The sequence below is a fragment of the Agrobacterium sp. 22-3639C2 genome (assembly GCF_053522105.1).
The window spans coordinates 1,097,781-1,122,805 of record NZ_JBNWDB010000001.1 but is presented as its reverse complement, the minus strand read 5'-3'; the positions used below and the strand labels follow the sequence as shown (position 1 = coordinate 1,122,805).

At 55.5% G+C, this 25,025-nt stretch carries 55 protein-coding genes; 5 read left to right on the top strand and 50 right to left on the bottom strand.

The genetic code is table 11. The features are described 5' to 3' along the window. Window positions 1-10 precede the first annotated feature (10 nt). On the top strand, window positions 11-601 hold the full coding sequence (locus tag ACQZ6D_RS05720) for an acyltransferase (protein WP_448729703.1): 591 nt from the start codon (window positions 11-13) through the stop codon (window positions 599-601). Window positions 602-631: 30 nt separating this feature from the next. Here the strand turns inward: ACQZ6D_RS05720 and ACQZ6D_RS05715 are convergent, their stop codons facing one another. Next, complete coding sequence (locus ACQZ6D_RS05715; RefSeq protein WP_448729761.1) at window positions 632-949, bottom strand: hypothetical protein; 318 nt, start codon at window positions 947-949, stop codon at window positions 632-634. A gap of 140 nt (window positions 950-1,089) precedes the next feature. Between ACQZ6D_RS05715 and ACQZ6D_RS05710 the strand changes: the two genes are divergently transcribed. From ACQZ6D_RS05710 to ACQZ6D_RS05700, 3 genes are read left to right on the top strand one after another with little or no spacing between them, the layout of a single operon-like run. Continuing rightward, window positions 1,090-1,446 carry a hypothetical protein gene (locus tag ACQZ6D_RS05710; RefSeq protein WP_448729702.1) on the top strand — a complete coding sequence of 119 codons (357 nt, stop codon included), beginning with the start codon at window positions 1,090-1,092 and terminating at the stop codon, window positions 1,444-1,446. Continuing rightward, window positions 1,443-1,694 (top strand): hypothetical protein, encoded by a 252-nt coding sequence (locus ACQZ6D_RS05705; protein ID WP_448729701.1) that lies wholly within the window; start codon window positions 1,443-1,445, stop codon window positions 1,692-1,694. The genes ACQZ6D_RS05710 and ACQZ6D_RS05705 overlap by 4 nt, the downstream gene beginning before the upstream one ends. Continuing rightward, the gene (locus ACQZ6D_RS05700; RefSeq protein WP_448729700.1) at window positions 1,691-2,200 is read left to right on the top strand and encodes a hypothetical protein; all 510 of its coding nucleotides are present in this window, start codon (window positions 1,691-1,693) and stop codon (window positions 2,198-2,200) included. Before ACQZ6D_RS05705 ends, ACQZ6D_RS05700 begins: the two co-directional genes overlap by 4 nt. A gap of 16 nt (window positions 2,201-2,216) precedes the next feature. Here ACQZ6D_RS05700 and ACQZ6D_RS05695 read toward each other — a convergent pair whose 3' ends face one another. From ACQZ6D_RS05695 to ACQZ6D_RS05575, 25 genes are all read right to left on the bottom strand, one after another. Continuing rightward, window positions 2,217-2,483, bottom strand: coding sequence for a hypothetical protein (locus tag ACQZ6D_RS05695; RefSeq protein ID WP_448729699.1), 267 nt, complete (start codon window positions 2,481-2,483; stop codon window positions 2,217-2,219). Window positions 2,484-2,567: 84 nt separating this feature from the next. Continuing rightward, on the bottom strand, window positions 2,568-2,804 hold the full coding sequence (locus ACQZ6D_RS05690) for a hypothetical protein (protein ID WP_448729698.1): 237 nt from the start codon (window positions 2,802-2,804) through the stop codon (window positions 2,568-2,570). Continuing rightward, window positions 2,801-3,109 carry a hypothetical protein gene (locus ACQZ6D_RS05685; protein WP_448729697.1) on the bottom strand — a complete coding sequence of 103 codons (309 nt, stop codon included), beginning with the start codon at window positions 3,107-3,109 and terminating at the stop codon, window positions 2,801-2,803. The genes ACQZ6D_RS05690 and ACQZ6D_RS05685 overlap by 4 nt, the downstream gene beginning before the upstream one ends. Next, window positions 3,090-4,442: a DNA methyltransferase gene (locus ACQZ6D_RS05680; RefSeq protein WP_448729696.1), complete on the bottom strand. Its 1,353-nt coding sequence runs from the start codon at window positions 4,440-4,442 to the stop codon at window positions 3,090-3,092. Before ACQZ6D_RS05680 ends, ACQZ6D_RS05685 begins: the two co-directional genes overlap by 20 nt. 8 nt (window positions 4,443-4,450) lie before the next feature. Further along, the gene (locus ACQZ6D_RS05675) at window positions 4,451-4,735 is read right to left on the bottom strand and encodes a hypothetical protein (protein ID WP_448729695.1); all 285 of its coding nucleotides are present in this window, start codon (window positions 4,733-4,735) and stop codon (window positions 4,451-4,453) included. After that, the gene (locus tag ACQZ6D_RS05670) at window positions 4,719-4,958 is read right to left on the bottom strand and encodes a hypothetical protein (RefSeq protein ID WP_448729694.1); all 240 of its coding nucleotides are present in this window, start codon (window positions 4,956-4,958) and stop codon (window positions 4,719-4,721) included. The genes ACQZ6D_RS05675 and ACQZ6D_RS05670 overlap by 17 nt, the downstream gene beginning before the upstream one ends. Beyond that, on the bottom strand, window positions 4,955-5,185 hold the full coding sequence (locus ACQZ6D_RS05665; protein ID WP_448729693.1) for a hypothetical protein: 231 nt from the start codon (window positions 5,183-5,185) through the stop codon (window positions 4,955-4,957). The genes ACQZ6D_RS05670 and ACQZ6D_RS05665 overlap by 4 nt, the downstream gene beginning before the upstream one ends. After that, complete coding sequence (locus ACQZ6D_RS05660; protein ID WP_448729692.1) at window positions 5,182-5,394, bottom strand: hypothetical protein; 213 nt, start codon at window positions 5,392-5,394, stop codon at window positions 5,182-5,184. The genes ACQZ6D_RS05665 and ACQZ6D_RS05660 overlap by 4 nt, the downstream gene beginning before the upstream one ends. Beyond that, entirely contained in the window at window positions 5,394-5,606 is a 213-nt protein-coding gene (locus ACQZ6D_RS05655) for a hypothetical protein (RefSeq protein WP_448729691.1), read from the bottom strand. The genes ACQZ6D_RS05660 and ACQZ6D_RS05655 overlap by 1 nt, the downstream gene beginning before the upstream one ends. Window positions 5,607-5,608: 2 nt before the next feature. Further along, the gene (locus ACQZ6D_RS05650; protein ID WP_448729690.1) at window positions 5,609-5,896 is read right to left on the bottom strand and encodes a DUF2312 domain-containing protein; all 288 of its coding nucleotides are present in this window, start codon (window positions 5,894-5,896) and stop codon (window positions 5,609-5,611) included. Next, window positions 5,889-6,134, bottom strand: a complete 246-nt coding sequence (locus ACQZ6D_RS05645) for an acyl carrier protein (RefSeq protein ID WP_448729689.1) — start codon at window positions 6,132-6,134, stop codon at window positions 5,889-5,891. The genes ACQZ6D_RS05650 and ACQZ6D_RS05645 overlap by 8 nt, the downstream gene beginning before the upstream one ends. Further along, window positions 6,124-6,294, bottom strand: coding sequence for a hypothetical protein (locus ACQZ6D_RS05640; RefSeq protein WP_448729688.1), 171 nt, complete (start codon window positions 6,292-6,294; stop codon window positions 6,124-6,126). The genes ACQZ6D_RS05645 and ACQZ6D_RS05640 overlap by 11 nt, the downstream gene beginning before the upstream one ends. A 49-nt stretch (window positions 6,295-6,343) precedes the next feature. Next, window positions 6,344-6,751, bottom strand: a complete 408-nt coding sequence (locus ACQZ6D_RS05635; RefSeq protein WP_448729687.1) for a DUF3310 domain-containing protein — start codon at window positions 6,749-6,751, stop codon at window positions 6,344-6,346. Continuing rightward, entirely contained in the window at window positions 6,744-7,037 is a 294-nt protein-coding gene (locus tag ACQZ6D_RS05630; RefSeq protein ID WP_448729686.1) for a hypothetical protein, read from the bottom strand. The genes ACQZ6D_RS05635 and ACQZ6D_RS05630 overlap by 8 nt, the downstream gene beginning before the upstream one ends. Continuing rightward, window positions 7,034-7,954, bottom strand: coding sequence for an FAD-dependent thymidylate synthase (locus ACQZ6D_RS05625; protein ID WP_448729685.1), 921 nt, complete (start codon window positions 7,952-7,954; stop codon window positions 7,034-7,036). The genes ACQZ6D_RS05630 and ACQZ6D_RS05625 overlap by 4 nt, the downstream gene beginning before the upstream one ends. Before the next feature lie 29 nt (window positions 7,955-7,983). Next, window positions 7,984-8,328: a hypothetical protein gene (locus ACQZ6D_RS05620; RefSeq protein ID WP_448729684.1), complete on the bottom strand. Its 345-nt coding sequence runs from the start codon at window positions 8,326-8,328 to the stop codon at window positions 7,984-7,986. Next, window positions 8,325-8,549, bottom strand: coding sequence for a nucleoside hydrolase (locus ACQZ6D_RS05615; protein WP_448729683.1), 225 nt, complete (start codon window positions 8,547-8,549; stop codon window positions 8,325-8,327). Before ACQZ6D_RS05615 ends, ACQZ6D_RS05620 begins: the two co-directional genes overlap by 4 nt. 6 nt (window positions 8,550-8,555) lie before the next feature. Continuing rightward, window positions 8,556-9,125 (bottom strand): hypothetical protein, encoded by a 570-nt coding sequence (locus ACQZ6D_RS05610; protein ID WP_448729682.1) that lies wholly within the window; start codon window positions 9,123-9,125, stop codon window positions 8,556-8,558. 30 nt (window positions 9,126-9,155) lie between these two features. Beyond that, a complete protein-coding gene (locus tag ACQZ6D_RS05605) occupies window positions 9,156-9,731 on the bottom strand; it encodes a hypothetical protein (protein ID WP_448729681.1) in 576 nt (191 codons plus the stop codon). A 68-nt stretch (window positions 9,732-9,799) separates the two neighbouring features. Next, on the bottom strand, window positions 9,800-10,663 hold the full coding sequence (locus ACQZ6D_RS05600; RefSeq protein ID WP_448729680.1) for a prohibitin family protein: 864 nt from the start codon (window positions 10,661-10,663) through the stop codon (window positions 9,800-9,802). A gap of 152 nt (window positions 10,664-10,815) precedes the next feature. Continuing rightward, window positions 10,816-11,193: a hypothetical protein gene (locus ACQZ6D_RS05595; protein WP_448729679.1), complete on the bottom strand. Its 378-nt coding sequence runs from the start codon at window positions 11,191-11,193 to the stop codon at window positions 10,816-10,818. Window positions 11,194-11,270: 77 nt separating this feature from the next. After that, entirely contained in the window at window positions 11,271-11,678 is a 408-nt protein-coding gene (locus ACQZ6D_RS05590; protein WP_448729678.1) for a hypothetical protein, read from the bottom strand. Continuing rightward, window positions 11,675-11,935 (bottom strand): hypothetical protein, encoded by a 261-nt coding sequence (locus ACQZ6D_RS05585; protein ID WP_448729677.1) that lies wholly within the window; start codon window positions 11,933-11,935, stop codon window positions 11,675-11,677. The genes ACQZ6D_RS05590 and ACQZ6D_RS05585 overlap by 4 nt, the downstream gene beginning before the upstream one ends. Continuing rightward, the gene (locus ACQZ6D_RS05580) at window positions 11,932-12,222 is read right to left on the bottom strand and encodes a hypothetical protein (protein ID WP_448729676.1); all 291 of its coding nucleotides are present in this window, start codon (window positions 12,220-12,222) and stop codon (window positions 11,932-11,934) included. The genes ACQZ6D_RS05585 and ACQZ6D_RS05580 overlap by 4 nt, the downstream gene beginning before the upstream one ends. Next, complete coding sequence (locus ACQZ6D_RS05575; protein WP_448729675.1) at window positions 12,219-12,836, bottom strand: GcrA family cell cycle regulator; 618 nt, start codon at window positions 12,834-12,836, stop codon at window positions 12,219-12,221. Before ACQZ6D_RS05575 ends, ACQZ6D_RS05580 begins: the two co-directional genes overlap by 4 nt. A gap of 65 nt (window positions 12,837-12,901) precedes the next feature. Between ACQZ6D_RS05575 and ACQZ6D_RS05570 the strand changes: the two genes are divergently transcribed. After that, window positions 12,902-13,228: a hypothetical protein gene (locus tag ACQZ6D_RS05570; RefSeq protein ID WP_448729674.1), complete on the top strand. Its 327-nt coding sequence runs from the start codon at window positions 12,902-12,904 to the stop codon at window positions 13,226-13,228. A 1-nt stretch (window position 13,229) separates the two neighbouring features. On the opposite strand, the gene ACQZ6D_RS05565 is transcribed toward ACQZ6D_RS05570, so the two are convergent. The 24 genes from ACQZ6D_RS05565 to ACQZ6D_RS05450 form a co-directional block, all read right to left on the bottom strand. Continuing rightward, complete coding sequence (locus tag ACQZ6D_RS05565) at window positions 13,230-13,460, bottom strand: hypothetical protein (RefSeq protein ID WP_448729673.1); 231 nt, start codon at window positions 13,458-13,460, stop codon at window positions 13,230-13,232. Then, window positions 13,457-14,197, bottom strand: a complete 741-nt coding sequence (locus ACQZ6D_RS05560; RefSeq protein ID WP_448729672.1) for a hypothetical protein — start codon at window positions 14,195-14,197, stop codon at window positions 13,457-13,459. The genes ACQZ6D_RS05565 and ACQZ6D_RS05560 overlap by 4 nt, the downstream gene beginning before the upstream one ends. Next, window positions 14,166-14,429, bottom strand: coding sequence for a hypothetical protein (locus tag ACQZ6D_RS05555; protein ID WP_448729671.1), 264 nt, complete (start codon window positions 14,427-14,429; stop codon window positions 14,166-14,168). The genes ACQZ6D_RS05560 and ACQZ6D_RS05555 overlap by 32 nt, the downstream gene beginning before the upstream one ends. A 5-nt stretch (window positions 14,430-14,434) precedes the next feature. Beyond that, on the bottom strand, window positions 14,435-14,707 hold the full coding sequence (locus tag ACQZ6D_RS05550; RefSeq protein WP_448729670.1) for a helix-turn-helix domain-containing protein: 273 nt from the start codon (window positions 14,705-14,707) through the stop codon (window positions 14,435-14,437). A gap of 56 nt (window positions 14,708-14,763) precedes the next feature. After that, window positions 14,764-15,729 (bottom strand): hypothetical protein, encoded by a 966-nt coding sequence (locus ACQZ6D_RS05545; RefSeq protein WP_448729669.1) that lies wholly within the window; start codon window positions 15,727-15,729, stop codon window positions 14,764-14,766. 729 nt (window positions 15,730-16,458) lie between these two features. Continuing rightward, entirely contained in the window at window positions 16,459-17,688 is a 1,230-nt protein-coding gene (locus tag ACQZ6D_RS05540) for a helicase HerA-like domain-containing protein (RefSeq protein ID WP_448729668.1), read from the bottom strand. Continuing rightward, complete coding sequence (locus ACQZ6D_RS05535) at window positions 17,685-17,897, bottom strand: hypothetical protein (protein ID WP_448729667.1); 213 nt, start codon at window positions 17,895-17,897, stop codon at window positions 17,685-17,687. Before ACQZ6D_RS05535 ends, ACQZ6D_RS05540 begins: the two co-directional genes overlap by 4 nt. 66 nt (window positions 17,898-17,963) lie before the next feature. Further along, a complete protein-coding gene (locus ACQZ6D_RS05530) occupies window positions 17,964-18,191 on the bottom strand; it encodes a hypothetical protein (protein WP_448729666.1) in 228 nt (75 codons plus the stop codon). A 28-nt stretch (window positions 18,192-18,219) separates the two neighbouring features. Continuing rightward, window positions 18,220-18,717, bottom strand: a complete 498-nt coding sequence (locus tag ACQZ6D_RS05525; protein WP_448729665.1) for a hypothetical protein — start codon at window positions 18,715-18,717, stop codon at window positions 18,220-18,222. Then, window positions 18,704-19,105 (bottom strand): hypothetical protein, encoded by a 402-nt coding sequence (locus tag ACQZ6D_RS05520; protein WP_448729664.1) that lies wholly within the window; start codon window positions 19,103-19,105, stop codon window positions 18,704-18,706. The genes ACQZ6D_RS05525 and ACQZ6D_RS05520 overlap by 14 nt, the downstream gene beginning before the upstream one ends. Before the next feature lie 71 nt (window positions 19,106-19,176). After that, on the bottom strand, window positions 19,177-19,635 hold the full coding sequence (locus ACQZ6D_RS05515) for a hypothetical protein (protein WP_448729663.1): 459 nt from the start codon (window positions 19,633-19,635) through the stop codon (window positions 19,177-19,179). A gap of 40 nt (window positions 19,636-19,675) precedes the next feature. Beyond that, on the bottom strand, window positions 19,676-19,954 hold the full coding sequence (locus ACQZ6D_RS05510) for a hypothetical protein (RefSeq protein WP_448729662.1): 279 nt from the start codon (window positions 19,952-19,954) through the stop codon (window positions 19,676-19,678). A 25-nt stretch (window positions 19,955-19,979) separates the two neighbouring features. Then, the gene (locus ACQZ6D_RS05505) at window positions 19,980-20,264 is read right to left on the bottom strand and encodes a hypothetical protein (RefSeq protein ID WP_448729661.1); all 285 of its coding nucleotides are present in this window, start codon (window positions 20,262-20,264) and stop codon (window positions 19,980-19,982) included. Between the two features lie 80 nt (window positions 20,265-20,344). Then, complete coding sequence (locus tag ACQZ6D_RS05500) at window positions 20,345-20,893, bottom strand: hypothetical protein (protein WP_448729660.1); 549 nt, start codon at window positions 20,891-20,893, stop codon at window positions 20,345-20,347. 1,141 nt (window positions 20,894-22,034) lie between these two features. Next, window positions 22,035-22,211, bottom strand: coding sequence for a hypothetical protein (locus ACQZ6D_RS05495; protein WP_448729659.1), 177 nt, complete (start codon window positions 22,209-22,211; stop codon window positions 22,035-22,037). A 56-nt stretch (window positions 22,212-22,267) separates the two neighbouring features. After that, window positions 22,268-22,639, bottom strand: coding sequence for a hypothetical protein (locus ACQZ6D_RS05490; RefSeq protein ID WP_448729658.1), 372 nt, complete (start codon window positions 22,637-22,639; stop codon window positions 22,268-22,270). Between the two features lie 175 nt (window positions 22,640-22,814). After that, window positions 22,815-23,204 carry a hypothetical protein gene (locus tag ACQZ6D_RS05485; RefSeq protein ID WP_448729657.1) on the bottom strand — a complete coding sequence of 130 codons (390 nt, stop codon included), beginning with the start codon at window positions 23,202-23,204 and terminating at the stop codon, window positions 22,815-22,817. Beyond that, window positions 23,204-23,434: a hypothetical protein gene (locus ACQZ6D_RS05480; RefSeq protein ID WP_448729656.1), complete on the bottom strand. Its 231-nt coding sequence runs from the start codon at window positions 23,432-23,434 to the stop codon at window positions 23,204-23,206. The genes ACQZ6D_RS05485 and ACQZ6D_RS05480 overlap by 1 nt, the downstream gene beginning before the upstream one ends. Then, the gene (locus tag ACQZ6D_RS05475) at window positions 23,434-23,664 is read right to left on the bottom strand and encodes a hypothetical protein (protein WP_448729655.1); all 231 of its coding nucleotides are present in this window, start codon (window positions 23,662-23,664) and stop codon (window positions 23,434-23,436) included. Before ACQZ6D_RS05475 ends, ACQZ6D_RS05480 begins: the two co-directional genes overlap by 1 nt. Continuing rightward, window positions 23,664-23,912 carry a hypothetical protein gene (locus ACQZ6D_RS05470; protein ID WP_448729654.1) on the bottom strand — a complete coding sequence of 83 codons (249 nt, stop codon included), beginning with the start codon at window positions 23,910-23,912 and terminating at the stop codon, window positions 23,664-23,666. The genes ACQZ6D_RS05475 and ACQZ6D_RS05470 overlap by 1 nt, the downstream gene beginning before the upstream one ends. After that, window positions 23,885-24,115 (bottom strand): hypothetical protein, encoded by a 231-nt coding sequence (locus ACQZ6D_RS05465; protein ID WP_448729653.1) that lies wholly within the window; start codon window positions 24,113-24,115, stop codon window positions 23,885-23,887. Before ACQZ6D_RS05465 ends, ACQZ6D_RS05470 begins: the two co-directional genes overlap by 28 nt. Beyond that, complete coding sequence (locus ACQZ6D_RS05460; RefSeq protein WP_448729652.1) at window positions 24,112-24,618, bottom strand: hypothetical protein; 507 nt, start codon at window positions 24,616-24,618, stop codon at window positions 24,112-24,114. Before ACQZ6D_RS05460 ends, ACQZ6D_RS05465 begins: the two co-directional genes overlap by 4 nt. Further along, window positions 24,618-24,824 (bottom strand): hypothetical protein, encoded by a 207-nt coding sequence (locus ACQZ6D_RS05455; RefSeq protein WP_448729651.1) that lies wholly within the window; start codon window positions 24,822-24,824, stop codon window positions 24,618-24,620. Before ACQZ6D_RS05455 ends, ACQZ6D_RS05460 begins: the two co-directional genes overlap by 1 nt. After that, entirely contained in the window at window positions 24,821-25,018 is a 198-nt protein-coding gene (locus tag ACQZ6D_RS05450; protein ID WP_174002044.1) for a DUF1382 family protein, read from the bottom strand. Before ACQZ6D_RS05450 ends, ACQZ6D_RS05455 begins: the two co-directional genes overlap by 4 nt. Window positions 25,019-25,025 lie beyond the last annotated feature (7 nt).

Genomic DNA, 25,025 nt, shown 5'->3' with positions numbered 1-25,025 from the left:
GGAGAATGAGATGCGTCACTGGTATCAAACACTGGAAGAAACCAAAAACCTCGATATCGATGACGGTTTGAAAATGGTCTCGTCGCTTATTGCGATTGATGAGGAAGGCGACCGAAAAGGTTCAATAAAGATCGGTAAAAATTGCACACTGGACCGCGCAACCATCAGCGTAAAATTAGGGGCTTCCGTGACCATTGGTGACAACGCTGTTGTCAAAGGGAAAATAGTGGCAGAGCAAAACTCATCGATCGTCATTGGCGATGATTTCGTTTGCAATGCTGCAGTAGACATACGGTCCGGTTGGGAGGGTTCGGTAACGTTCGGATCGAACTGTCTACTGGCTGACGTTGCCGTATACGCGACAGACCTTCACCACATTTTCGACGAGGGGAGCGGCGACCTACTCAACCCTTCCAAAAGCGTTGTAATCGGTGACAGAGTGTGGCTCGCCATGCGATCGATCGTCTTGAAAGGGTCTCAAATTGGGGCTGACAGTGTCGTCGGAGCCGGAGCCCTGGTTAGTGGGAAATTCCCCCCGAATGTGTTGCTCGCGGGGAATCCGGCTTCGGTAAAGCGCACCGGCATCGTCTGGCAGAGATAGGGCGCAGGACTTTGCCTTTGGTTGTCTAAATCACATGCCGTTCACAATGAGCATGACGATCAGGAGCACAACAGCAGTAGGCCAGAAATCAGTGATCTGATCGGCGTTCCATCTCCACATCAGATAGCCTTTCAGGTGTGGGGGTTTCATGTCGACGGATCGCTCGTAGTCGCGCTTTTCTCGCCCGTGAAAGTGTCCTATCGAGAACGCAAGACCGATAAGAGCGGCGAGTTTGAGCGGGACTGCGAAGACAAATATCGCTGTGACGATAAGCGACATCACCAATCCCTCAACAATGTGTCCAAGCCAATCCCAATATTTCTGTATGTAATTCCAGTCGATCTTCATCTCGTCTTTCCTGTGATAGCGCTTCACGGCTGTCTCCGCCCCATGTTTGGCCATGACCGTCGCCAACGTCAATGCTCAGAGGCCGCTTCCCTACAGTTTCAGCTTGACCAAACTCCACAAAAAGTGGATTTGTTGATTCCATGGAAAGCGCCGACAAGCTCATAGACCTGGCAGACAAGCAGGGCGTGCACGTTGCCACGATCGTCTTGGTGCTCTTTCTCGTCGGCGTGTCGATTGTCCTGTGGCGCAAACTGAATGCGCGTGACGAGTTTATCCAGGCGATGCGCGATGAATTCGATGAGGACATGGTGGCCGAGCGCACGCGCCATGCGATCGAGATCGCTGCAGAACGCAAACTGAATGCTGAATTGCAGGAAGCCCGCCTTCTGGAAACGCGAAGCGCCATGGAGGCGATTCAGAAGGTCACCGTAACCATCCAGAACGCGACCGATGCGGTGAACACCACACTGGCGATCGTGCAGAGGAATCTCAAATGATGGCACTGCGTGATTGGTTCAAGAGCAAGCCTGCCACGAAAACGCGAAGCAAATCCAGAACGCGGGACGTGGTCATAGTGAGCGACGTACCGGCCGCCGAGCCCCCGAACAAGCCGTTGGCGGCGGAAAGCAAGCGCGAGCAGACGAATTTCATACAAGCACTACTGAACATGGAGCGGAAAGCCGCTCACCTAAACACGACCCTGGCCGAACTGACTCTCAAAAATTTCAATGGAGGCCGCTCGTGAAGCGCATCACCAACAATACCGCGGCCATGATCGCTCTGATCGGCGCTCTCAGCTTCTGGATCATCCTGCCGATGTTCGGGCCGGTGATGATGCTCGAAATCGCCTCTAACCTGATGCTCGGGGTGTTCTTTGCAATCATGATCAGATGGACTGTGCCGGCGTATGACGCGATCAAGGACGGCGGTCAGGCGGGCCCGAACTTTCTGTCAGTGGCAATCTTCGGAATCGGCGCATGCACGGCCTTCTGGCGGCTCTGGACTAACATCATCAGGTGGAACTCCACCTATGACGGCGTGCGGGTATTGCGTCCGGAATGGGCTGTAGATTCACCGGTGACGGCGTTCGTTGTCTGGTGCCTCATGATCGCAGGAGCGCTTGTCGTCCTTGCGCCGGGCACCGAGCGCGGCATCGTGCCCAAAGGGAATATTTTCTGGCTGATAACGTCTGTTGGTCTTGGGTCGTTTGCTGCCGGCGTCATGATCACATTGTCACTGTCTGGACTATGACGCCGGCCGACCCCGCTTAGATCAGGTTGTTCCCGATCTCTTGAAAAAACCCTGTTTCGACAGCGCCATATTTTCCGGATCCGACAATGGCTTTTCCAACGCGATTGAGCAGGGAGGGGTCGTTCTGACCTTGCATGAACCCGACAAGGTCGCTAGCGCGCCTGCGGCCCTCCGCACAGCCTTCTCCCCACTCCCCATTGTTCCCATCGCCGTGCCAGTAGTCGATCTCCCCACCACGGACCTTCACGAAATCAAGGGCTTGCGTCATTTTTACTCGATACATGCACTCACTCCTTTTTGCGAAATTGCTGGCTAGGATTATATTCACAGAAAGTAGAACAGATCAAGAACAAAAGTTTCGTTTTCCTTAACCGAGTATGTCTGAAAAGTCATCAACTGAATCGATCGGCTCGTTCACAAAGCGTTCAACCCTGTCGGTTCGAGCGTAATAGACCACCCCTCGCTCATCCTCGCAGATCAGGTGGTCAGCGTTAGGGTGGCGCGTGATTTTGACCGTGATAGGGTTCTGCAGGTAAGCATCGAGCAGAACTATTTTCCGGCCCACCGGCCAATCGGTCGAAGGAGTGACCTCGATCTTCCTCATTGGATCGTCTCGGCCTTAAAAGGAAGCTCCTGTTGCTCGTCATTACCGTCGCCGAAATCTTCCGCATATGGCGCGAGAAGATCGTCAGAAACGTCTTCCACCATGGTCATCAGTTCTTCGTGATCGTCGATCGTGCTGACGACGGCATAAGAGATGGCTTGGTCATCGCTTTCCCGCTCGGTGACGAGGATGGTCACGTGCTTTCCCTGCGCAACCAGAGCGTCCGTCAGCGCCTTCAGTTGGGCAGACAGACTGGTGGCGATGTCGTTCAGCTTATTGCCTTCTTCAAGAACCGAGAATGTCATCGAACAGAACTCCACTATTTGTTGATTTGACGGGCATGGCTTCGCCGAGGATGTCGTCGAAGTCGAACTCCGGTTTTGCGATGTCGAACCTCTTTTCCAGAAACTCGATGTATTCGGGCTCCGCTTCCATGAGGATGCAGTTCATGCCCTCGCGCTTGGCCGCTTCACCTGTTGTGCCACTCCCGGCGAAAGGATCGAGCACAGTTCCACCGGGAGGCGTGATGTGGCGGATCAAATACTGCATGAGGGCGATCGGCTTGACGGTGGGATGATTACCGCCAGCGCGGTCGGCTTTACCCGCCTTGCCGTGGTAGATCAGCGGATCGGCGTCAGGTCCGAATTGGTGGAAAAAGCGCGCTGCTGAGCCTTCGTCGTTGAAGAACGTGCCGGGAGTCCGGCCATTGAACTTCCCGTAGATCTCTTTGGTCACGCCAGATGGTTCGGTGCCCTTCACAGGTGCCGCAGCGCCGGCTTTAGCAGGAAACATGGCAACCACTTCTGGCGATCCGTCGAGGATCAGGTTGGCGGGATGACGGCCTTCCACAGTGACCTGTCCAATCGAGACCTGCTTCGCTCCGACGCCGTATGCACCCAAGCCGCGAGCTTCATCCGCATCACCAGAACCTTCACGAGATAACTTATTGAGGTTTTCGCCACCCTTTAGATCATAGGTTCTAGGCTCCGATGGAACACGGCAGCCGTCAATGTTCACCGCGCCGACGCCGTGCTTCAGGAGGTTCGCTGCACCAGTCTTGCAGTCGAACGGCTTCTGACCAAGGTAGATCGGCTCAAGGGCTGGCTTCTGCGCCTGAGTGCCGTAAGCCCATCCTTCCCACTCGACGGCTTCGTCACTCACGGGGAAATATTGACCATCGATCGTGCCGCCGAAATCACCGAGCGCCTTGTCGATTGCCTTGTCAGCAGCATGTGCTTTCGGGAATCCCGATCCAAAGCACCAACCGTGCATCGGGTGCATGATGAAGCCGGCAAGCTCCATGGCGCACGCCTGCCAATGACCGGTGCGCGAGCCGCTGAATGCGAACACGTAACCGCCTGGTAGAAGGATGTCATAAATCAGCTTCCAGAATTCCGGATCGCGCTCGATGCCGGTGCCGTCCCAAATCTTCCCCATAAAACCCTTGGACAGCCGATTGAATGATCCGTCGTTCTTCTCGGTGCGGGCAGCCTTCGACCCTTGCTTGCCGAAACGCTTCTGGATGCTCACGAGACCGTAGGGTGGATCGGTGACCACCGAATGCACGCGCACACCCTCATCGATCAGGCGGCGAAGCGTCAGGCGGTTATCGCCGGGATGCAGGGTGATCGTTGTCATCGAATATCCTAAATGTCGTCGAGCAGATCACTCATGCGATCGCTCGGTGTTGTCTCAGGTGCGGCGGCAGTCCCACGGCGCAGATTGTCCCTCAGCAACCACAGAAGCTTCTCAGATGGCCGCGCTTCCGCAGAAAGCTGGTCGACAGTGAAAGAACTGTGGTCGCGTCCCATGCTCACCAGGATGCCGGGACTGCTGACAGCGGCGCCATTGAAGATGCGCACCGAGTGCCAGTCGCCGCTTGTCATGGCCTCATCGAGCAAGGCGACCAGTTCCTCAGCCGAGAACGTCATCGAACGACTCCTTGGGCTTGGGCTGCTTGCGGCGGTCTGGTTTTGGACTTTCCGGCAGCAACTCGATTGCGCTGTCGATGCACTCATCAATGTCTTCGCCGCCGAGCGTCCCTTCGAGGAACCCCTGCCGCGCATTGCGAATTACGCGGATGGCGTTTTCCAGTGCTTCCACCTTGGCGCTCATGATCGAGAACGTGATGGACTTTTGAAAGTCAGCGCTCATCCGAGGACATCCGCAAAATCAGGTTCAGGTTTTTTGGGTTCCGCTGCCGGCGCGTTGATCATCGCCAGTAGCTTTGCTTCCGCGTCTTCCAGGCTGGCTGCCTGATACACGCTGTACGTCTTGCGCTCGGTTCGCCGCCAAGCGGTGATGGTCACAGTTTTCGACATGTCAAACGACACGTGGCTGAAGCCCTTCGACTGAAGATAGGCGACGAACGAGTTGGTCATTTCTGCACCCAGCTTATCAGGAGCTTCGCCGCCACAAACGCCGCATTAAGAAGTGTGACCCGCCGCAACACGGACAGGTAATCTTCGTGCGTGGGTAACGAGATGGTGAGAACCACGGCAATCATGGCCGATATCAGCAAAAGCAGCGCCACCAGCGAGCCGATGTCGACGATGACCAACAGTGCCCGTTTCCAGAACGGCTGTGCCATCACAGGCGCCCTTCTTTGAACGCAACACCTTTCGGCGTGATCACGAGACAGCCGGAACGCCCGTTGTCGAACCTTCGCAACCACTTGGCATAGCCCATGGCAACGAGGTGATCTGCCGGCGAGTAGGCGGTGGATTTGAACACACCCTTGCTGCCGGCCGAGCGGAGTTCAGTAAGCAGGACGGCCTGCGGTTGGGAGAGACGGATGGTCATGATCACTCCATCCCGAGCGCAGCCATATAGGTCTGCAGAATGGTTTCTTCCTCGATCCGCTCGTTCGCATCTTTCTTGCGCATCGCGATGATCTTGCGGATAGCCTTGGTGTCGTAGCCGCGGCCCTTGGCCTCGCCGAGTACGTCCTTGATGTCGCCCTGGATGGCGGCCTTTTCTTCTTCCAGACGCTCCACCCGTTCGATAAACTGGCGGAGTTCTTTCGCAGCCACGGTCTCCGTGGAGCCCATGATGTCGTCTTCCTCGCCGCTGTTGTGGCCGATCTTAGCCATTGGCAATAATCCCTTCGATTGCTGTTGCGATCTGCGAGATCGGCGTGTTCACGTCGAACGTGCCGTCGTGGATCTCGATGTTGAATTCTTCTTCGAGCCGGATCATCAGCTCGATGTCGTCCAAGCTGTCGCCGCCGAGAGTGTCGATCGTCGCGTCTGCGGTGATCAGGTCGGCCGGGAACTGCTGACAGTTGACCAGCGTGTTCTTGATGCGCTCGAAAACGGTGCTATCGGGCATAGGGGTGGCCCTCCGCGGACTTGGCAGCAGGCGGGTTCGCCTTGCCGCTGAACCGGTTGACCGACTTCACGGCTTTCGGAAACTCACGCTCCACGAACTGCTGGCAGATCGCATCAAGCTCACTCTCAGTGACGATGCGCTGGTAGGTGGGCTGTTCCATCGCCCGACTCCTTTTTGTGGTGTTAATCAACTGTATGTTGATTTTTAGGTTAAGGCAATAGGGTCGGCTGATATTCCGATATGAGAAGTTCGATCTTTTCGAGAAGGGCGTCCCGGCACTCGCCGATCCCATCGTATTCCACCCATTCTTCGAGATAAACGAGAGCAGTGGCATCGACACCTGAGATATGGTTTGCTGCACAATACTCGCCGATGAAGATACGCTTGCTGTCCCGTCGTGGGCTGATCGCGTTGGTGATTTCCTCCTGTCGCAATTCCACAAAGTGGCGAGCCTTTTTCAGGTCTTCGAGACCATTCTTGGACCGGTGGCGCGACAGGTATTTCAGGATCGAGAACGCGCCAGCATCCCATCCGTTGACCATGGCAAAATGGAAAGGCTGCATACCCATGTTGACATAGTGGGTGCCAGCCTCCTGGCGTTCATAAGGGTTAGACATCTTTCTTCTCCGTTCCGATGATCATCACGCAGTCGTTGCCCTTGAAACCGGCGATGACCTTGGCTGATGCGAGTTTGCTGATTTGAATGTGGAGGCGGCCACCGGCAGCCTGGTTGATCCGGTCTGCGTCACTGACGCGAGAGGGATGCACGTAGAGCGTGGTGGCGCCGTTGAGTGGGTCTGGCGGTGCCGCTGGCAAGGACTCGATCAGGTCGAGCAGCCGGTCTGCCGTCCAGGGTTCATCCGGCTGCGCGTTGGTCGAGGTGGGCTGGCGGTCGTAGGTCATGCTGCCAATTCGATCTGCCGGCGCAATTGGCGGAAACCAACGAAGTTGCCGTGTTCGCGGGGATTGTACCACCCCTTGCCCATGGTGCCGAGCTTCACGACTTCATCGGCCTGTGCCACGTGCTCAAATGGACTGGCGTGAAACGGCTTCGAATGCAGCTTGTCGTAGATCGCCTCGGCGCGTTCGAGCGTCATGTCGAAGCCGTCCGTCGTCTTGTAGCTCGTGCTGGCGCAACGGGCGACGGAGAGTTTTCGAAGGTCTGCTCCTGCCGCACCCTCCTGAATGATCTGTTCGATCATCTCGCCGGATTCGTATCTGCTCACAAACGGCAGGTGCCATTGGCCGGGTTCGAGCGTCTGCACCGTCGACTCGTCTTCGAGGCACTTCCGGATCTCGCGAGCGAGCATCTGGATATGCGGCTCGGCGTCCTTGTGGTCGCGCAATTCGAGGAAGTTGTCCCATTCCGTCGACGACACGAGCACAGTGATGTGCATGAATGGTTCCAGCAGCCGGTTGATGACCTGCTTGTGGTAGCCGGCTTCTTCAAATCCTCTAGCCATGTCAATGACACGGTTGCGGGCTGTCATCCATGCTTCTTCGCGAGTGTAATGAAAACCCTTCTCTGACAATCCGAATTTGCTTGGAATAATAATCGGAGCATCACACTCCCGATCAGCCTGCATGCCTTTCTGCGCGGCACCCCAATGGATCGGCATGGCGGTGTCGGCCAAGATGTCGTCGATCATCTTCTTGACCGGGATCGCACGGCTACTGGCCGCGTTCCGGCTCATACAGCGATGCGTCATGAACTCGGCATGGATGAACCGAGGATAGCGCAATAGGAGTGTCGAGAGCACCTTGTCTGGCGCACTGGCGTTGCGGCTTCGGAGAATTGTCTGTGCAGTGATTGTGGTCATCAGGGTTGATCCTCAACAAAAAGTGGAGTTTACGCGCAGCCGTCTTCGCCTGTGCGGTTGGAACGCCATTCCGCAAGCTTGTCTGGTGCGAACGTGGAGTTGGCGAGGATCGATTCCGGCTTGTCGTCGATCCAGATATGCGGGACGAACCCTTCGCCGTGGTGAGTGAGATACCACTGCTTGGCAACGCCGCGGCAGTAAATGACCGGCAGCCGCTTTTCCAGTTGGATAAGGGCGGGGGTTCGGTCATGACGGTCATCGCGAGCGGTCACGATGCGGATGTCGTGGCCCGAGTTCTCGCAGACGGAGATGAACAGATTCCACAATTGCGGGTCGGCGGTGTAGGTGGCGTCGTAATCGAGGGCGATGTTCATTCCGGCTCCCCCGACAGTTCCGTCAGATTCCATTCACGGATGCTGGTGAGCGGGATATGATGGGTCTTGGGTCCGCACAGCATGGATAGGACACCACAAGCACCGGCTTGCTGCGCCATATGCCGACCAAAGCTCGCGCCCACCTTGATGGTGTAGGTTTGGACAGTGCCGTCGTTGAAGATTACTTCAACTTCGGACCAGCGGTCAGGGTAATCAGTCATCGTCGATCACCACTTCTTGCCGTTAGCCTGCGCACGGGCCTCGTAGGTGTGGTCCTGACGTTTGGCGTTGTAAGCAAGCTTTTCCTCGATCGCGCCGGCCAAATCGAGACAATGGGCGAAGGAGTACAGTCCAATCAGATGAAGCGCGCCGTTCAGCCAGCCCGCAACCTCGGCGGTCCGTCCTTTGCGTTCGCATTCCATGGCTTTGCTGAGATGTAGATGGATGACCGCATGTTGGGCGAGTTGAATGACGCGAGGACCATCGTCTTCGAACAGGTTTCGAACGCCTTCCATGACGGTGATGACGGCGGGCTCAAGGTCGTAACCGAACCCTTCAGCATAATCGAGAATACGGATGGCAGTGTCGGCCATCTCGACCTCATGCATCTGCCGATGTGGAAGCTTGTCATCCATTGCGTTGGCCAGTGCGCCTTCGGTGGCTTCAGACACCTCGGAATGGAAAAGGCAGATGAGTTCGCCCTTATTGCGATCGAGGCGGTTGCCGGCCTCGTCGTGCCACCAACGGTGGTTCAGGGCATGGATGCGCTTCTGCATTTCTCGGATGTTGGAGATCATTTTAGGGCTTTCTCTACAAATGGTTGATTTTTACTCGATGCCAAAGTTGCGAAGGACGGCTAGCCGGTCGAGGACATCGTCAGCAGTGAAGCGCTCATAGAGGCCATCAAGGTTTGGCGCCTGGTCCGATTGCATGAAAGTGAGCGTCGGCTGGTCAACCGGCACCACGTCTACATACTGATCGAGGACGATGATCACTTGATCGGAGTGCATCCGGATGGTGTGAAATTCGTCAGCCCACATGCGGTATTTTTGACCTGGCATGTGAGTTACACGAGTGGTTTCTTCGAGCCGTGTTTCCTTGACCCACGTGAAGCCGTCACCACCGTTCAGAGGCGTGCGCCATTCGAACTGTTGATAGAGAACCCCATTGTCACTCTCAACGTAGTGGGAGTTGGACATTGTTCCGGTGACTACCGTTGTATCGAAATGGTAGCGGTGGTCATGCGGGTTGACTACATCCGGCAGCTTGGTCACATCACCGTTCAGAAAGTATGCCTTCCGTGTGTGCTCAGGCGTTCGTTTCAGGCAGATGTAGTCCAATCCCTTCGCGTGGAAGTTCTTGAAACTATTATCGATAATCATCTGAATGCGTTGCTCATCCATGGTCAGGGTTCCTTGGTGGCGGGTTGGGAATCCGGCATCTCTGACCTGCCGGTGACCGAAGCCGTCAGTTAGTTCATGCGCATGAACGGGAGGGTGGCGTCCGGAACCATCGTGGTCGGCAGTGCGCCGTTCCACTTTTCGGCTTTGGTCAGTTCCACCAGGTTGGGGCTTGATGCCAAGGCATCAGACTTTGCCTTGATTGCAGCAGCCTCGGCTTCACCGTTCAGTCGAACAGCTTCAGCATTTGCTTTGGCCGTGGCGACCTGACTGTCAGCCTGAGCCTGTGCTTGTGTCACCGCGATCTCGGCGATAACCTTTTCGCGTGCCAACTTCTGTTTCTCGGTCTGAACCAACATCTCGGCTTTGGCACGATCCTCGGCAGCCTGTTCGACCGCATCCGAGAAGTCGATATTTTCGATGTTAACGCCTTCGATCTTGATCAATGGTTCGCCGAGCGTGGCGATGGTCGCGCTGACTTCCGTATTCAGCCGGCCGCGTTCGCGGATAGCGGTGTCGGCGGTGAATGTGCCAAAGACGTTCTTGATCTGCTCGCGCACCTGGCGTTTCAAAGCACGTGTCTCGATGCCGTCGAGAGTCTGAAATTCACGATATAGCGTGGTGATTTCGGCGTCTGTTGGCGTGGCTGCATAGTTGACAGAAAACGTTACGGTCGCCGTCTGCCGGTCGGCGGTGTAAACGGGCTCATCCTTAAACTCGATGGCCTGAGTGCGAACACTGATAATATGCGCATCGGTGATGAACGGAGCCTTCCAGTGGAATCCGGGTGCCGATACACCTGAAACCTTGCCCTGACTGACCGCGACGGCGCGCTCACCTTCGTCGACAGTGTAGAACGAACCGCCAAGGACGGATGCGGCGACAATGGCAATCAGGCCAAAGAAAACGGTTTTGACAATAGACGCAGGGTTCATTCGGTTTTGCCCCTCCTTGGGCGGCGGTCATTCCGCTTGATGCGGACGTTGTTGAGCAACCAGGTTGCACCGATTGCGATTAGAGTGACGACGACACAAGCGCCGATAAGCCTGAGTGCCATGTTAATATCCACAAAAGGTTGACTTGGAGGTTAGGCGGAAACCTTCTTGGCGCGGGGCTTTTTGACCTTCGCAGGAACCCCGGCATGTTCCGACAGCAGCTTCGCAACGCGGTCAGGCGAGACACAGGCGATGCCGATCAAACCGAGATCGCGAACAGCCTTCAGATTGGCGTGGTAGGTGGCGGTCGCAGCGTTTGCGCGTTCAACCCGTTCTGTCTTGCGCTCGGCCCGCGTCTTGCCGCCAACAGTACGAACCGGCTTGCCGGGATAGAGGCGGAAACCTTTGCCACGCGTGATCTGTGCGATGGTGGTCAGGCGACGATCGATCGCTGCAAGATCGCCGAGCGGTGCGCCGAAACGGAAGGTGCTGACGAAATCACCGCCTGCGAGCTTATCGAAAATGGTCATTGGGTGTTCCTCTTGGTACAGGGTTAATAAATCAACAAATAGTTGATTATTGAGAACCGGTCAAGCGGGTCGGCCGATTATTTCTTGCCTCGGAAAATGAAAGCGAGCGTGTCCATCGCCTTCCCGGCAACTTGCACGCCGAAGAAGCTTAGTAAAATCGCCCCCTCCCATTCGTCCATCGGACTCGGGAACTTCGGCACGCCCCACCCAAAACGAAATACGGTATCGAGCCCAACCGCCCACAGGTGGATGACGAAGGGGAGGGCGATCAGGAACGTGATGGTGCGCATTTCCCAAAACCCTGCGGTCGCCAGTCGGATTTCCTTGGCGTTCTGCCGCACTTCGAGATCCGCTTCGATCTGCTTGACGGCAAACTCGGCGGCCAGTTTCTGCGCGGCGCCGTCCGCCTGCAGTTTCTTTTCGTAGAGGCCGGTCAGGCGGTCGAGGACGGAACCGGTGAGCAGTTTGACGATCCAGGCGATCATCTCAGGTTCTCCAATGCTTCCCACGCAGCCAGTTGCAGCCGAATGTCCCGAGCAGCGTCTTGCGCAATGCGGGTGAGGGCAGGGAACTTCTCGTTGTTGACGCGGGAAAGGGGATCTAAACGAACGTAAGCACGTAGCCTGGTGTCAGGATCATCCGACCTCGCGAACTGCCGGCCGGAACTGGCGCCGCACCAGACGTAATAGGCTTGCATTTCAAGCGGGAGCCGAGCTCGACCATCGGTGATAAGCAGGCTCATATATCGACCTCGTCATCCTGCTCCCACGGCCATTTCCGCATCCCGTCAATGTCAGGTATAGGTTGGAGCATGTTGCCGCCGACGATCGCCAACATTGTTTTGTCAATGATTTGGTCAGGCTCGGCCAGTGCGAAGATCGCAGCGATGACCTGAAGCTCAGAAAGAGTTTTCGCTTCTATGATCAAGCGGGATCGGTGCGATGGATCGAACGTGTATTCTCCGTACTTGCGAACGCAGTAGACGAGTTCGCTTACCGCATCACCCCAATAACTCGGTTTATCGGTCATCGCGCACGCACCTCATGCATCAGCTTCCAGTGCGTGTTGCAGTAGGACCGACCTTCAATACTGCGTTGGCCGCAACACGGCGTCTCGGGACCGCTCACAGCCTCAAAGCGTTCTAGCGGGAAGTGACACTGGCTGCCCGAAAGTTTCCAGTATGCTACCGGCTCGGTGCCCTCAATCTGGTATTGCGTGAAGTCGTATCGCTCGGATGCTTGGGCACTCACGAAGGACACGTTTGCCTCTGGCGCACCAACCGGTTTTGGCGGCTTGCGGGTAACCGCCCTGACCGGGAACATGTCCTTCTGGTTCCGGTAAATCACCGAATTGGCGGTCGTATGTGGAACACCGAGAATTTCGGCGATCTCGCGCACGGATCGACCTTCCTTCCAAAGCGCCGAAGCTCGCTTGGTCTGCTCGTCGCTCCATTTGATCCGTTGAACAGGAGCCCTCGACCGGTTCTCGAACTTGTCGCGGTTACGCAGGATCATTCCGGAAATGGTGCTTCGGCTGACATCGAAGTGCCGCGCCAGTTCGGTGACGGACTTGCCGCTGGCCCACAAGCTGCTGGCCGTGGCAATACTCCTGTCATCCCATTTCATGCGGTTCTGCGTGCTCATCTTTGTTCCTCGTCTTAGCTATCGATAATCAACTATTTGTGGATATTGTCAAGGTGGTTCGGGCCATGTTGACTCTCAACCGGTTCTGCGAACAAAATAGGAACATGAAACACCGCCGCGGCATCAACCTTGTTCCGGATTCCTTTCGCGTGATTTACGAAGGGACGGTCAGCCGCGACCTCTATCCAACGCTCGATTCCTACCCCGAGTGGTACGTGTTCGGCGGCAGGTGCTCCCGGTGCGAGAGGGAAGGGTGGGTGGACCGGAAAGACCTGACGCGGCGTTTCGGATCGGGCATCTATCTCACCCACTTGCGGCCGAAGCTTCGATGCATGAAGTGCGGCAACAAGGGAAACAACAACTGGATCTTCGGCAAGCTGGCTCGGGACTGACTCAGTTGTCGTGCCGGCTCACGACCATGTGCTGAATCTCGTCTTCTGACACTTCCAGTTTGCTGATCTGGTTTGCCAGTGCGCTTGCTGCCACCTTGGCCGTACCATCCCACGCCATATGACAGAGTTGGGCTTCACGTTCTGCGGCTTCCAGCCCGAGCCGGTAACCTTCGTGAAGCCCCTTGCGGTAGATCGCATTCATTCTGCGGATCTGGCGTGCTTTCTCGCTCAATCCGGTTTGTCCTGCTTTGCGGGTGCTGCGGGGAGAGGCTCCCATTTGACCGCGGGCTTTCGCGATATCCTGAAATTGCCGGCGTTATTCTGCTGGGCCGTCCGTAATGCTTCTTGGGCTTCTTCCAAGGCGACTACGCCAAGCTCGCGGTATAGCCCCCACATTGTCTTTTTCTCGACATATGAGCGATAGTCATATTCGATCCTGTAGAAGAAATCCGGTTCCGCCACGTCCTGCACCTGCGCGGAGAGGGCGGAGCGAATGCGGGCCTCGTAGTCGGCTTGGGCGGCGGCTTTGGCAGCCTCAAGGCTTTTTGCCATCGGTAGGTGAACAGCCTTTCCATCAATATGATGGACGCATCCCCAACAACCAGTTTTTACTCTACTTACGCCGTACCAGTGTCCGAACGCGCCGGTCCCGTAATGCATCCGACCGTGACCAAAACCTTCGTTATGAGCCTTCCACTCCAAAGCCTTCACGGCCACGGATGGCGCGGGAGGGGCGGAGTAGAGTTTTGCCCCAATGGGCAGATGATCTACCGAACCAGGAGGGTGAGGAACCAAGACACGCACGCCACTGGCACCCATGACAGCGACAGTTGCGACTGGCTCGGCGTCAACCGCGCTGTGCTTCATCACCAGTTCGATGATGTCGTTGCGATCCACATCATGCCGCTCGCCGTTGAACCAGCCGGCCAACATCTCATCAACGCTTTTCTCGATTTCGTCTTTGTGCATCATAGTCCACCATAAATCCTGATTGATAGTTCTTGCTGCTCTCGATCGACCAAGCCGGCGCCCAAAAGCCGCCTTCGGCCTTCACGAGCCACCGCTTGGGGATCCACACCTCATGGCCGTAGTATTCGAACAGGTAGGCTCGATGTGTGGAGTTGAGGCACCTGCCTAGCCCGCGGTAACCGGCCGGCACTTCGTCGAGTTCTTTGGCTACCACCTGGTCGTTGGGGATCATGAAAATCACCTTTTGGTTGATTTAATGGTCAGCCGTAATCCGACGAACCGTTTTGTCTCGATCCCGAAGCCCAGCTTCTGAAGGGTTTTTCTCAGCTTTGAGACGTGGGATGAGATTGCGGTTTCGCCCTGCGGTACCGGCTCACCGACATCCTCCCACATCCACTGTTCGAGATCGGCCGCGGTGACGAAACGAGGGTAAGACGAGACCAGCGCATCGAGAACGGCCCGCTGCTTCCGCTGCAGTTCAAGTTGGTCAAGCTCGTTGATCACCTCCATCGGAAGGTTCGAATTGATCGGTCTCTGGCAGTGTGGGCACATTCTCGACATGGATGTCACTCGTTTGTTGATTTGTAATCCATGGTTTCGAGTGCGTCGAACGGATTGCTCGGCTCCCCATCGGCGACTGGCGTGAGCATCCGGTGAAACGCTTTTGCGATGCTGAAGGTCGACGGCATCGAGTCGCGGCCATACTTCGCGTGCCAGTCTCTGACCTCGGCGAGAACTTCGTCATGGATCTCGCGAAGGGATGGAATGGCGCTCAGACCCCCTTTGGTTTTTTCGGAATCCGGAATCCTATTTTCAGATTCGTTTTTGGGGACGACCTGGTTTCCCCCAAAGAATGCAACTGCGCACTCGGCCGCTCCGCGAAGTTTCTGCTGCGCAGTATCACCCAATTCGTAAAAACCCTTGTCGCCGAAAACACTGGCCATTTGTTCGAGCAATTCATCGGTCACCGATATTGGCGCCTGCTCAGTCACCGGCACGAACCCAATCCCATACTGCGCCTTGAAGCCTGCCGTCAGGATCGCATTCACGAACTGCTCGTAGGCAGGGTCAGCCTTGATGCCCGCATCCATGGCTGCCTTGGTGACGTGGGGAGGGATGGTGGCGCACATATCCCAGTGCGGTTGCTCGGACGCTTCCATCTCAGTGACTTTGAGAAGTTCTCTCGGTCCTACGCGCACGATGTCACGATCACAAAAACTGCTGATCCACACCGTGCCGGCAGCCGTCCAAGATGTGCCTTCAGGACCATCCCAAATGTAATCTGATGACGTGGCATGATCCTTACTAATCGGACCGACAATCTCCCCGTTCCGAAGCAAGGCGTAACATCCCTCGTAAATTCCCAACTCACTCATCGCCGACTCCTCGGGCTCGCGTTCATTCGTTAATCCGATAATCAACATTTTGTTGATAAAGTCAATGCGAAAATCTACAAACAGTTGTTGCGGCCGATCCGGTTTATGGTATGGTGTTCGTGTCTCGGAAGGTAGGTTCCCGCCTGCAATTACCATGACCCCTCAGAACGCCTCGTGCCGATTTCTCCCGGTACGGGGCGTTTGAGTTTTTCGAGCGGTGGATCAATCTGGAATTTTAGGGTCGCGGATCATTTTGGAGATTTAGGGTCCAAGCGGGAAATCGCGCTGGCCGGCTGGCCGCAGACTCTCTGCCTCGTCGATCGAGAACGTGATCGGTCGCTCCGGAACTGCGATTTTGTGCCAAATCGGCTGGCTCTCTGGCGTCAAAATCCCCTCATATCTGCCGCTGGCAACGCCATGGAAACGATTCAACGGGTTCTGACTCCGGTTATGGCCGAAACACGGGAATCGCGCTGTGCGGGCTTCTATGCCGGATTCGTGCGATACTTGGATTCCGGTTTCGGAATGGCCGAAAATAGGCGGTGACCTGCAGCATGGAAATCGGCCTAGACGCCGTGCTTAACAAGGGTTTTAGGGCGGTGACCTGCAGCATGGAAATCAGCGGCAAATGCTGGACAACAAAAAGCCCGCTCTAAGGCGGGCCATTGTGCTGCAGGCGAATCGGTTACCGTTTCAATTGCCTATGATGGTCTATGGGCTTTCCGGTTTTCTTGTCCCAGGAATAACCGCATGATTCCGGCCTGCCGTCATAGGTTGCCATGAACGTGCTATAAGCCAATGAGCGGCGCCATGCGGCAAACCATGAGTCGTGGTACGTTCCATCTTTGGCGGGGTGTTTCACTTGTCCGTCGATTATCATTTCCATCAACCCCTCAAAACGCCAGCGATTGCCACGGCGAAACCGATTGCCGCAAGCTTGCCCATTGTACCGGCCGCCCATGCCCACACAAGGCCATATGACACAAACCCGCCTGCTACCAGGATCGCAAGCAATAGCGCGATTTCCGGCTTGCCCATGCGCGCCCATTGCGGTTTTACAGCCATTGGTTCAACCGTAACCGGCGCGGGCTTTTCGTCGTCTGTCAACGCGCCTAGCGGACATTCCGGCAAGTCGATTTGCACTAGCCCATGGTTTACCGGACCGCCGCGATCGTTCAAGCCGGTAACGCACGCCTGTCCGATACGATAGGCGCGTTCATGGGTTATCTGGAATGCCAATTGTTCACGGATCGCGTGCGGCACGTCATCGGGTGATTGCGTGACGAAATAGACGCCAACGCCTTTGGAGCGGATAAGGCGAACCGTTTGTTCTATCCGCCGCAACAGGGCGGGGTTGATCTCACTGAAAAGCAAATGCGCCTCATCGAAAAACATGACGAGTCGCGGCTTGTCGATATCGCCTATTTCAGGCAGGCGGTCCCATAGCTCCGTCAAAAGCCATAGCAGAAAGGCCGCATAAACCCGTGGCGAGTTAATGAGGCGTTCCGCCTGCAGGATGGAAACGAGTCCGCCTTCCTTATCGTACCAGAAATGAGGGGTTTCTGTTTCCAGCAATGCCGCCACGTCGAATTGCGGATTGCCGAAAAAGTGGTTGCCGCCTTGTGTTTCCAAGCGCAACAGGGCGCGCATGATCACGCCAACACTTGCTTTAGTGACCTGCCCGTAATGCCTGCTAACATAGCTCGAGTCCTCGTCCATGGCGGAAAGGACCTTGCGCAAATCGGCAATCGTGGCCAGCGGTGCGCCGCTGTCACGGGCATAGGCAAACGCTATTTCGAGCACGCCCGCTTGTGTGTCCGTCAATTCCAGGGCACGCGCCATTAGGTCCGCGCCCATAGACGAGATTGAGACAGTTAGCGGCTTTCCGGTTTGCCCAAAAACGTCAAGAAATTGCGTCGGGCAGGATCTCGAAAGAGCGGCAATGTCGCCTTTCACGTCGCTGATAAAGACTGGCACGCCCGCCTTGCTGAATTGCTCAGAAAGGCGTTGCAATGAGACGGTTTTGCCCGTACCAGTCTGGCCGGTAATGAGGCCGTGCCGGTTTGCGTATCGCAGCGGAAAGCCGGTTTTCGTGTTGAGCATGGCGTGGGTCATACGGCGACTCCGTCGACTTCCACCAATTCGTCGTTTTCCGGTTCATCTTGACTTGCTTCAAAGGTGATAGGATCGCCGTTAGGCCACGCGCCCGCATTGCAGTCCGCGCAATCGAAAGCCGCATTGAGCATTTGGCGGGCTTGCGCTTCATTCTCAGCTTTCACGCGGATTGCGGCAAAAAGCTTTACGTCAAACAGATATTCTTTCATTCCCATGACTCCCGTGTGAAGTTAGGAAGGGCGCGCCGTGGAACGCGCCTAACCAAACGTCACCCCTCAATCGGAATCTTCCCGGTATTCTTCACGGGCCATGTCCAAGGCCATTTCAATCTGAGCCGTTGCGCCTTCAGCGGTCATTCCGCATTCCAGGCGTAAGAAGTGCCAAATGTTGCCGACTAGGTCGCGGGCTTGCGTTTCGCGGGTTTCTGAGATTGCGCCGGTAGAAAGTGAATGATGCTGAATTGCAGTTGCGGCGACATCCGCCCGGGTGGAGTTGTTGAACATTTTGATTAATCCCCTTTTGGTTGACTATTCAGGCGTAAATCTGCCCATCATCGCCTACGTACAAATCGACGTTGCCGAATTCCTTGCTTGCGGTATCGAGCGCGCTTGCTGCAGGTTCCGGCCAATCGCCATCCCAAAAGCCCGCACCATGTCCGCAACGGGTTAGCCAAAAATCGTGGCCTGCCATGGCGGCTTCACGTGCTGCAATGGGGCCTTCAAATTCGCGGGACAATGGCGCGCCGTCGCAATGGATATGCGCTTTGTTTGCGTCATAGAAACGGGCGCAATCGGCAAGCATGGAATCGAGCGTGGCGGGCGCTAGATCGCTGATATCGTGCTCATCTGTGATAACGGGACCTTCCGAGTCGTCGTCGGTGACGCTAGACCATAGCGCCGCGCCGACATAAGAGCGGAAAAAGTGCCATTCCGCGCTGTGACCGGAAACCGGGCTATCGGCGCGCATTGCTTCAAGAGCGGTTGTCATAGTGATAAATCCCCAAATAGTTGATTTGTTAAGCGTGCGCATGGTTAATGTATGGGCGGGCAATCCCCAAATGTGCGGCCAGTGCCTGCAGACTTTCCCGCATAGCGCCGTCGCCACGGCCTTCAATCGGTTCCGCCAAACGAACGCCAGCCGCCTGCAGTGCCTCAGACATGGCCGCGCTTTCCTTGTGGTATCCGCCGCCGCTGGCCTTGCCGTAACCGCGTGCACTTGTGAGAGCGCGATAACCATCGACGAAAAGCCACGTGACGCAATAGACAGTAGAGTTAGGGCCATAGAACCGCACGCTAGCGACCTCTTGTCCCTTATCTAGGTCAATGAGGGATATCGCCTTATAGAACGAACGTTCACGGCGATAGCTTTCGATATTGCGGCGGTCGGTCGCGGGGGTGAATGTCGTTACAGTCTGCATTTCCTTGACTCCTCAGTAGCTGGATTATCGATATCACAGCGTTATGGCATAATCAACTGTTTGTGGATTATTTAAGCGACCAACTTGGCGATTTTCGCCTTAGCATCATCCAGAGCTTCGCCGATATAGTCGTCCGCCACGGCGCTAAGATAGTGGTTAGGATTGCGGCCAAACGGATAATTGCATTCAATGCCCCACAAGGCATGGTCATAATCGCCAGTAAGTTGAACGCCTTCTTTTTCGACAGTCACGGCCACGCCGACATAAAACCATTCATCGGCCTTCCAGGACCGCAACACTTCCCGTGCGCGGGCCATATGGCGGGCAAGCGTGGATTTGGACTTTGGCCCGATATAACCGGCATTGTCGGGGTCGAGCGACGGCCAGAAACCGTCATCCCGCTCATTGGGCGCGCTGCAATCGTCGTCACGGTAGATAGTTGCGGTAAGGGTGAAACCCTCAATTTCGAGCGTGACCGTGTCACCGTCACAAACGAAAGAATCGAAATGGGGAAACGTTGTATTGGTCACGTCGATAATCCCTAAATGGTTGATTGTTGGCGTAAATGAGTTAGCGCGTGCGTTCGCACAGAACGTCATAACCGGAGCGCTGCAGGCGGTCTTTCAGGAAGCCGCAATCCGTCACGCTGAGATTATAATCGATGATATCGGACTCGCCGTCTGGCGACACTTGCACAAGGTCATATGTGCGATCGCGTTCGAGCGGCAGAACGACAGGCAGCATTGCCGCCATGCCGACGCCCGCCAGCAAGCCAAGAGCGGCAAACCCGCGTGCCGTGCCTGTAATGTGTTCCCGTATGGCGGGATCCAAGGTGCGGATAGGTGCCATGGTGGATATATCCCCAAATGGTTGATTAATTGGCAACATAGATATTTCTACAGCGCGTGTAGTGCTCTGCCCAATGCACAGCACCTGGAATTTCGCTCATATTCCAGCGCACGAACGTTTCAAGGCCATCCGCGCCGTACAGCTTGCAAGCTGGATCGAAGAAAGCTTTCAGCTTATCGACAGTGGAAATAGTGTCACGCCCGCTTGCCCGTATGAGTGTTCCGAAGTGCTTTTGCCGGTAACTCCACCACGCGATATTTCCGCGAAAGGTAAAGGAAAACGGGCCAATTTTCTTTCGTGTAGTTTCCATTTGCGTCATCTCCGTTTCAGTGAGTCTGTTATCTCACAGCGTTACACAATAGTCAACTGTTTGTTGATTATTGGCGCACGTTAAATGTCGTCCAAAAGGCCGGTTTTCTTTGCCAGTTGGCGCGCCCTGAAACGTGCCTGCCGTTCCCGGTTTGCGGCTTGTGCTGCAGGCGTGGCCCGGTAGGCTTTGGCAAAGACTCGGGCGCATTCCACGCAATTGCCGCTCACCACATAGCGCTTATCAGTGGCGCATTCCTCACATGCTATTCCCGTGCTGTACGTCTTGCGGCCCGCCTTCTTGGCAGTGGCCTTGTTAGGGCATGTTGTGGCCATGGTCTTTCCTTCCTTTGTAGTGACTGTTTCCAGGCTTTTCAGATACAGAGACAATGCGGGGTTATGTGCCTTCCTTGCACGATAACGGGCGCGTGCAAGGGCATTGATATGAGCGCGTGTCGCATGGTCCCAATTGCGCGCCAACTGCCAATCAAGGTCACCCATATCGTAACAGAGCGCGCACCACTTATCGTGTGTCCGCTTCTTGTGCTGCAGGCATTTAGGGCATTGCTTGCCACGGTAAAAGGGCAAACCCTTCTTTAGGGCAATAGCTCGATTTGTGCCTACAGCGTTCATATGGGCAATCCGTTACACGTATCGTTTTCATACCGTCATACTGTTAGATGGTCAACCGTTTGTGGACTTTGGTAACGCTGTGCCGAAAAGCATTCTTGTCATACCGAGACCGTCACATGTTACGGTTTTCACCAATTCTTGTCATACCGGCAGAACGTAACGCATGTGGTTGTCATTGCGTTAGCTTCACAGTGCGTTAGAGCGGGCTTGTCGTCATACCGTTACGTTAGGAAAAGATGAGCGTTATCAAGGCGCTACGGGTCCCTCTCGATCGGAATAACGCTTTGGGGAGGGCGCCGAGACCCCGGTTCTCGCCAGTTTTCGGAAAAATTTTTGCCCTGAAATTGGCCTGAAGGGCTCAAAGCGTTACGAAAGTGCGGTTTTTCGGCAAAAACAACGGATTTTGGAAATCTCCTTATCTCACTTGGCCTTCCTTATCTCATCCTTGTCTCACTTAAACTATTGATTCTATTATATAATATTAAGGTGAGATAAATGAGATAAATGAGATAAGGACTTTTCCGTGTATGGCTACAAGAAATTTCCCCTCCCACCGTGGTAGCATCCGGCCTAAAGTGTGCAAAAAATCACTTCGTTTTTCTGAGCAAAAAACTCCTTGTCTCACTTGTCTTCCTTATCTCACCCCGGTTTTTTGCAATGAATCCAATATATTATCTGAGACAAGGAGTGAGATAAGGAACCCCAACTGAGATAAGGAGAAATTTTACTGGAAACGCCGATACAGGATGACAAAGATCGCACGACACACCGTTACGAACCCAAATTCCGGTGGAAACGCACGCAGATTGATAACGAAGATCCGCCGACCGATTTCGACTGGATGGGCTATGACGACGGAGAACCGATCGGTCGCATCAGGAAAGAACTACACGGCCCCACCAAGGGTAAATGGCAATGGGCCGGCTGGTATTCCCGCAAATACACTGGCGCACCGCCCACGCCCAATACAGGATGGGTAGACACGGCCAGGATTGCCACGCAGAAGGTTGAGGAATATTGGGAGCGCAGTAAGCAGGTCATGCGACCGCGGGGAGATGGTGTCGGTAATTCCGATAGCACCTGAAAACGAAAAAGCCCGCGCAAGGCGGGCCATTGTCAAAGCGTTATGATGACGTGTCAGTTAGTTCTTTTCGAATTCCTTCACCGTCGCGACGGCAGCGCGAGCCATGGGGAGATAATAATCCCTCCACTTCTCCCAAAAGTATTCACCCATCTCACTCTCGTCCACTTGTCCGCATTGCTGCGGATCGCTTTCCGCAAGCGCCCGAGCAACCTTCTCGATCAGTTCCTCATCCATCGGTTATTCCTTCTCCGTGATGTCAGTTTTGCGTATTTGTTGCTTTGTCAGGGGCATCAGCAAAAATCCTCATCGGTCGGTTTTCCACTCTTTCCGGCCCGCGCTGCTTCGTCGGGATACGCCTCTTCGAAAGCGGACCACACCTGATCGAATGTCACTTCGACCTCAATGCCCTGGTCGACGAATTGCATCGTTTCCTCGGTTGCCCTGATAGGATTGTGGTTCGTGTCGATTTCTTCGATCACCACACGGTTGTCGAGCTTAGGAACAAGGAACTTTCGAACGGATGCGATCAGTGGAAGGTGACCACTAATCCAAATGCCATCGCCCTGAAACAAGAGGGTATCGAACGGATCTTCGTCGAACATGTCGCCGTCACTGAAACCCCATTTTGAACAGAGGGAACCGGCATCAAGCAGGTAGTTCACCACTTTCCCCCTATCCTAATCGCGCCAGGCAGTTTGCCACCACCAGCATGTTTGGTGCAGGCTTCATAATTGTGGTCACGACCACCGCAATAGGTGCAGCGGAGATTAGTGGCGGTGCCGTTAGCGGGGCAGCACGTGTACGGGTGACCTGGCTTGCCACAGTATGAGCATTTCATCACAAACCCTCTACACATTCGAGAAGCGCATCAATACCTCGCGGTGTGACGAGGTAGATCGGTGGAACGGACGGCAGCCGATAAGGGTGACCACCTTCTTTCGACCAGGCGATCAGCCGGCACCGCTTCAGGTATTGCACGATCGACGTGATGCAGGTCTCGCCGAGATACGGGACGAAGATGCGGTGGTTCTCCCACCGATTGCTCCAATCGCGTTCCTCCCGCCACCAGACGCCATCAGTGAAGGCGATATGGAACAGGATCTCTCGGCGCCGCGGTGTGAGCTTCACCTTGCCGCCAAGCACCATTCGATCGCGAGGACGGTAGTTAGGTTTGCGCCGGCCTTCGTAGGAGCACTTGATGGCGATCTGCTGCTTGGTGAGGGGCATCAATCACCTCCAAGCTTCTGCGGTTTGAACGACATGAGGCGATCTCGCTCGCGCTTAACCAAATCCTCGAAGAACTCCTTACGCTCATCCATGAACGGGCCGGTGGCATCACGAGGCATCGGTCCAAACATAACGCTGCCGCCGATCTGGCCGTTGATGACTTCGGTGATGAAAGCGTCAGAGCCGTCGATTGCGACATCCCAACGGATGATGAATCGGGTATTGTTCATCACACACCTCCCACACGGCGCATCAACTCCGGAAGGATGACATGCCACATCGTTGCGTCGTAAATCGGTTCTCCCGGCGCGAAGTTCATCGGGCTCATGTGCGCCATATACAGCTTGGCACTGGCGACCAAGTTCTCGTCTGACAGATTTGCAAAGTGCATCTGCTTGGCTTCCTGATAGTTCCGGCAGGCGTCCACACGGGCTTGGGCTTCAGAGGTGAGTTTGAACATCACAGGCACTCCCACTTTACAGTCACTTCCCGCACGTACCTACCGACGAGTGCAGCTTCCGCCATGCGTTTCTGGCTTGCTGCGAATACAGGGCCGGCAAGCTGGCAGACCTTCTCGCTTTCGAACTGAAGGTATGAGACGGAGAATTGGGCACCGCCTGAATTCGTGTGGCTCGCGCTGTTGTGGGACAGCATGATTATGAGAATGGCTTTTCCGAGCATCACACCAACCCCGCTGCCCTGAGCCACTGGCGCCACCCGCGTTCGATAGCCCTCTTTCCTGATGAGATCGAACTAACATCACCTCGGGATTTCCCTGCGCGACTCATGATTAATCCGGTGATGTCATATGCCGCTGTCCCATCAGGACGATCGACCACGATACCGATGATCAGCTTGCCGGCGAATGCGTACCAGATGCCCATGTTGGATTTTTCCCACGTGAGTTTCATTCGTCCGCTCCTTTCCAGCCGCGAGCCTCACCATAGGCAATGCCGGCCGGCGTGATCCCATAACCCGAGCCACGGATGAAACCCTCGTCGTCATGAAACGGCACCTGCTTGGCGAGACCCTTCCGTTTGAGGGCGCGACAGGCGAGCCGCACTCTGTTCTTTTCGCACTGCAGGTTGATCGCGATACTGTTGAGCGAGGAATAGAGCTCGCGTTTCTCGTCCTCGAACAGGTGTTGCAGGACATCAGTCTGGAAGGAGCTCAGGCGGATGACGTTGACGGGTTGCGGTGCGACACCGCCGATAGGGAGACGGTTTTCAGGGAACCTTGCTTCTAACTGCGCGAGAAGTGTGTCGAGCGTGGCCGGATTTCGGTTGAGCATCACACGAAGCTGCGAAACATCCTTGGCGCCGATCGTTATGGCATTCGCGACATAGCCGATGGCGGCAGAGGTGAGCAACGGAACATCGCGCGTCGTGCCATTGGTGAGGTGAATTGTAGCCATCAGAACAGCCCCTTGTATTTCGGATACTCGTCAGTGATCGCCATGGCTTCTTCGACAATGCGAAGATCGAAACATGCGACAGACGACGGATCAGATCTGAATTCGGCTGCGATGATGGTGAGAAGTTCAATGGCGCGCTGCTCGATCTCCCATTTTCTCTCCATCTCGCGCTGCGCTTTTGGGGTGAGATGAAAACCGACCATCACACGGTTCCCTCCTGCGCCCGCTCGGCGGCCTGCGCGACTTCCTCCAAAGCGACCTGCTGCTTCAGCAGATGCACGCGGTAGGCGTCTTTGTTCAGTACCGGCATCACGACGAAGCCGACATGGGATTTCGCCAGTTCGTGGGCGATCTCCAATTGGGCGCGGATCTGCGCAACGGTGACGAAATCTGCTGACATCGCAATC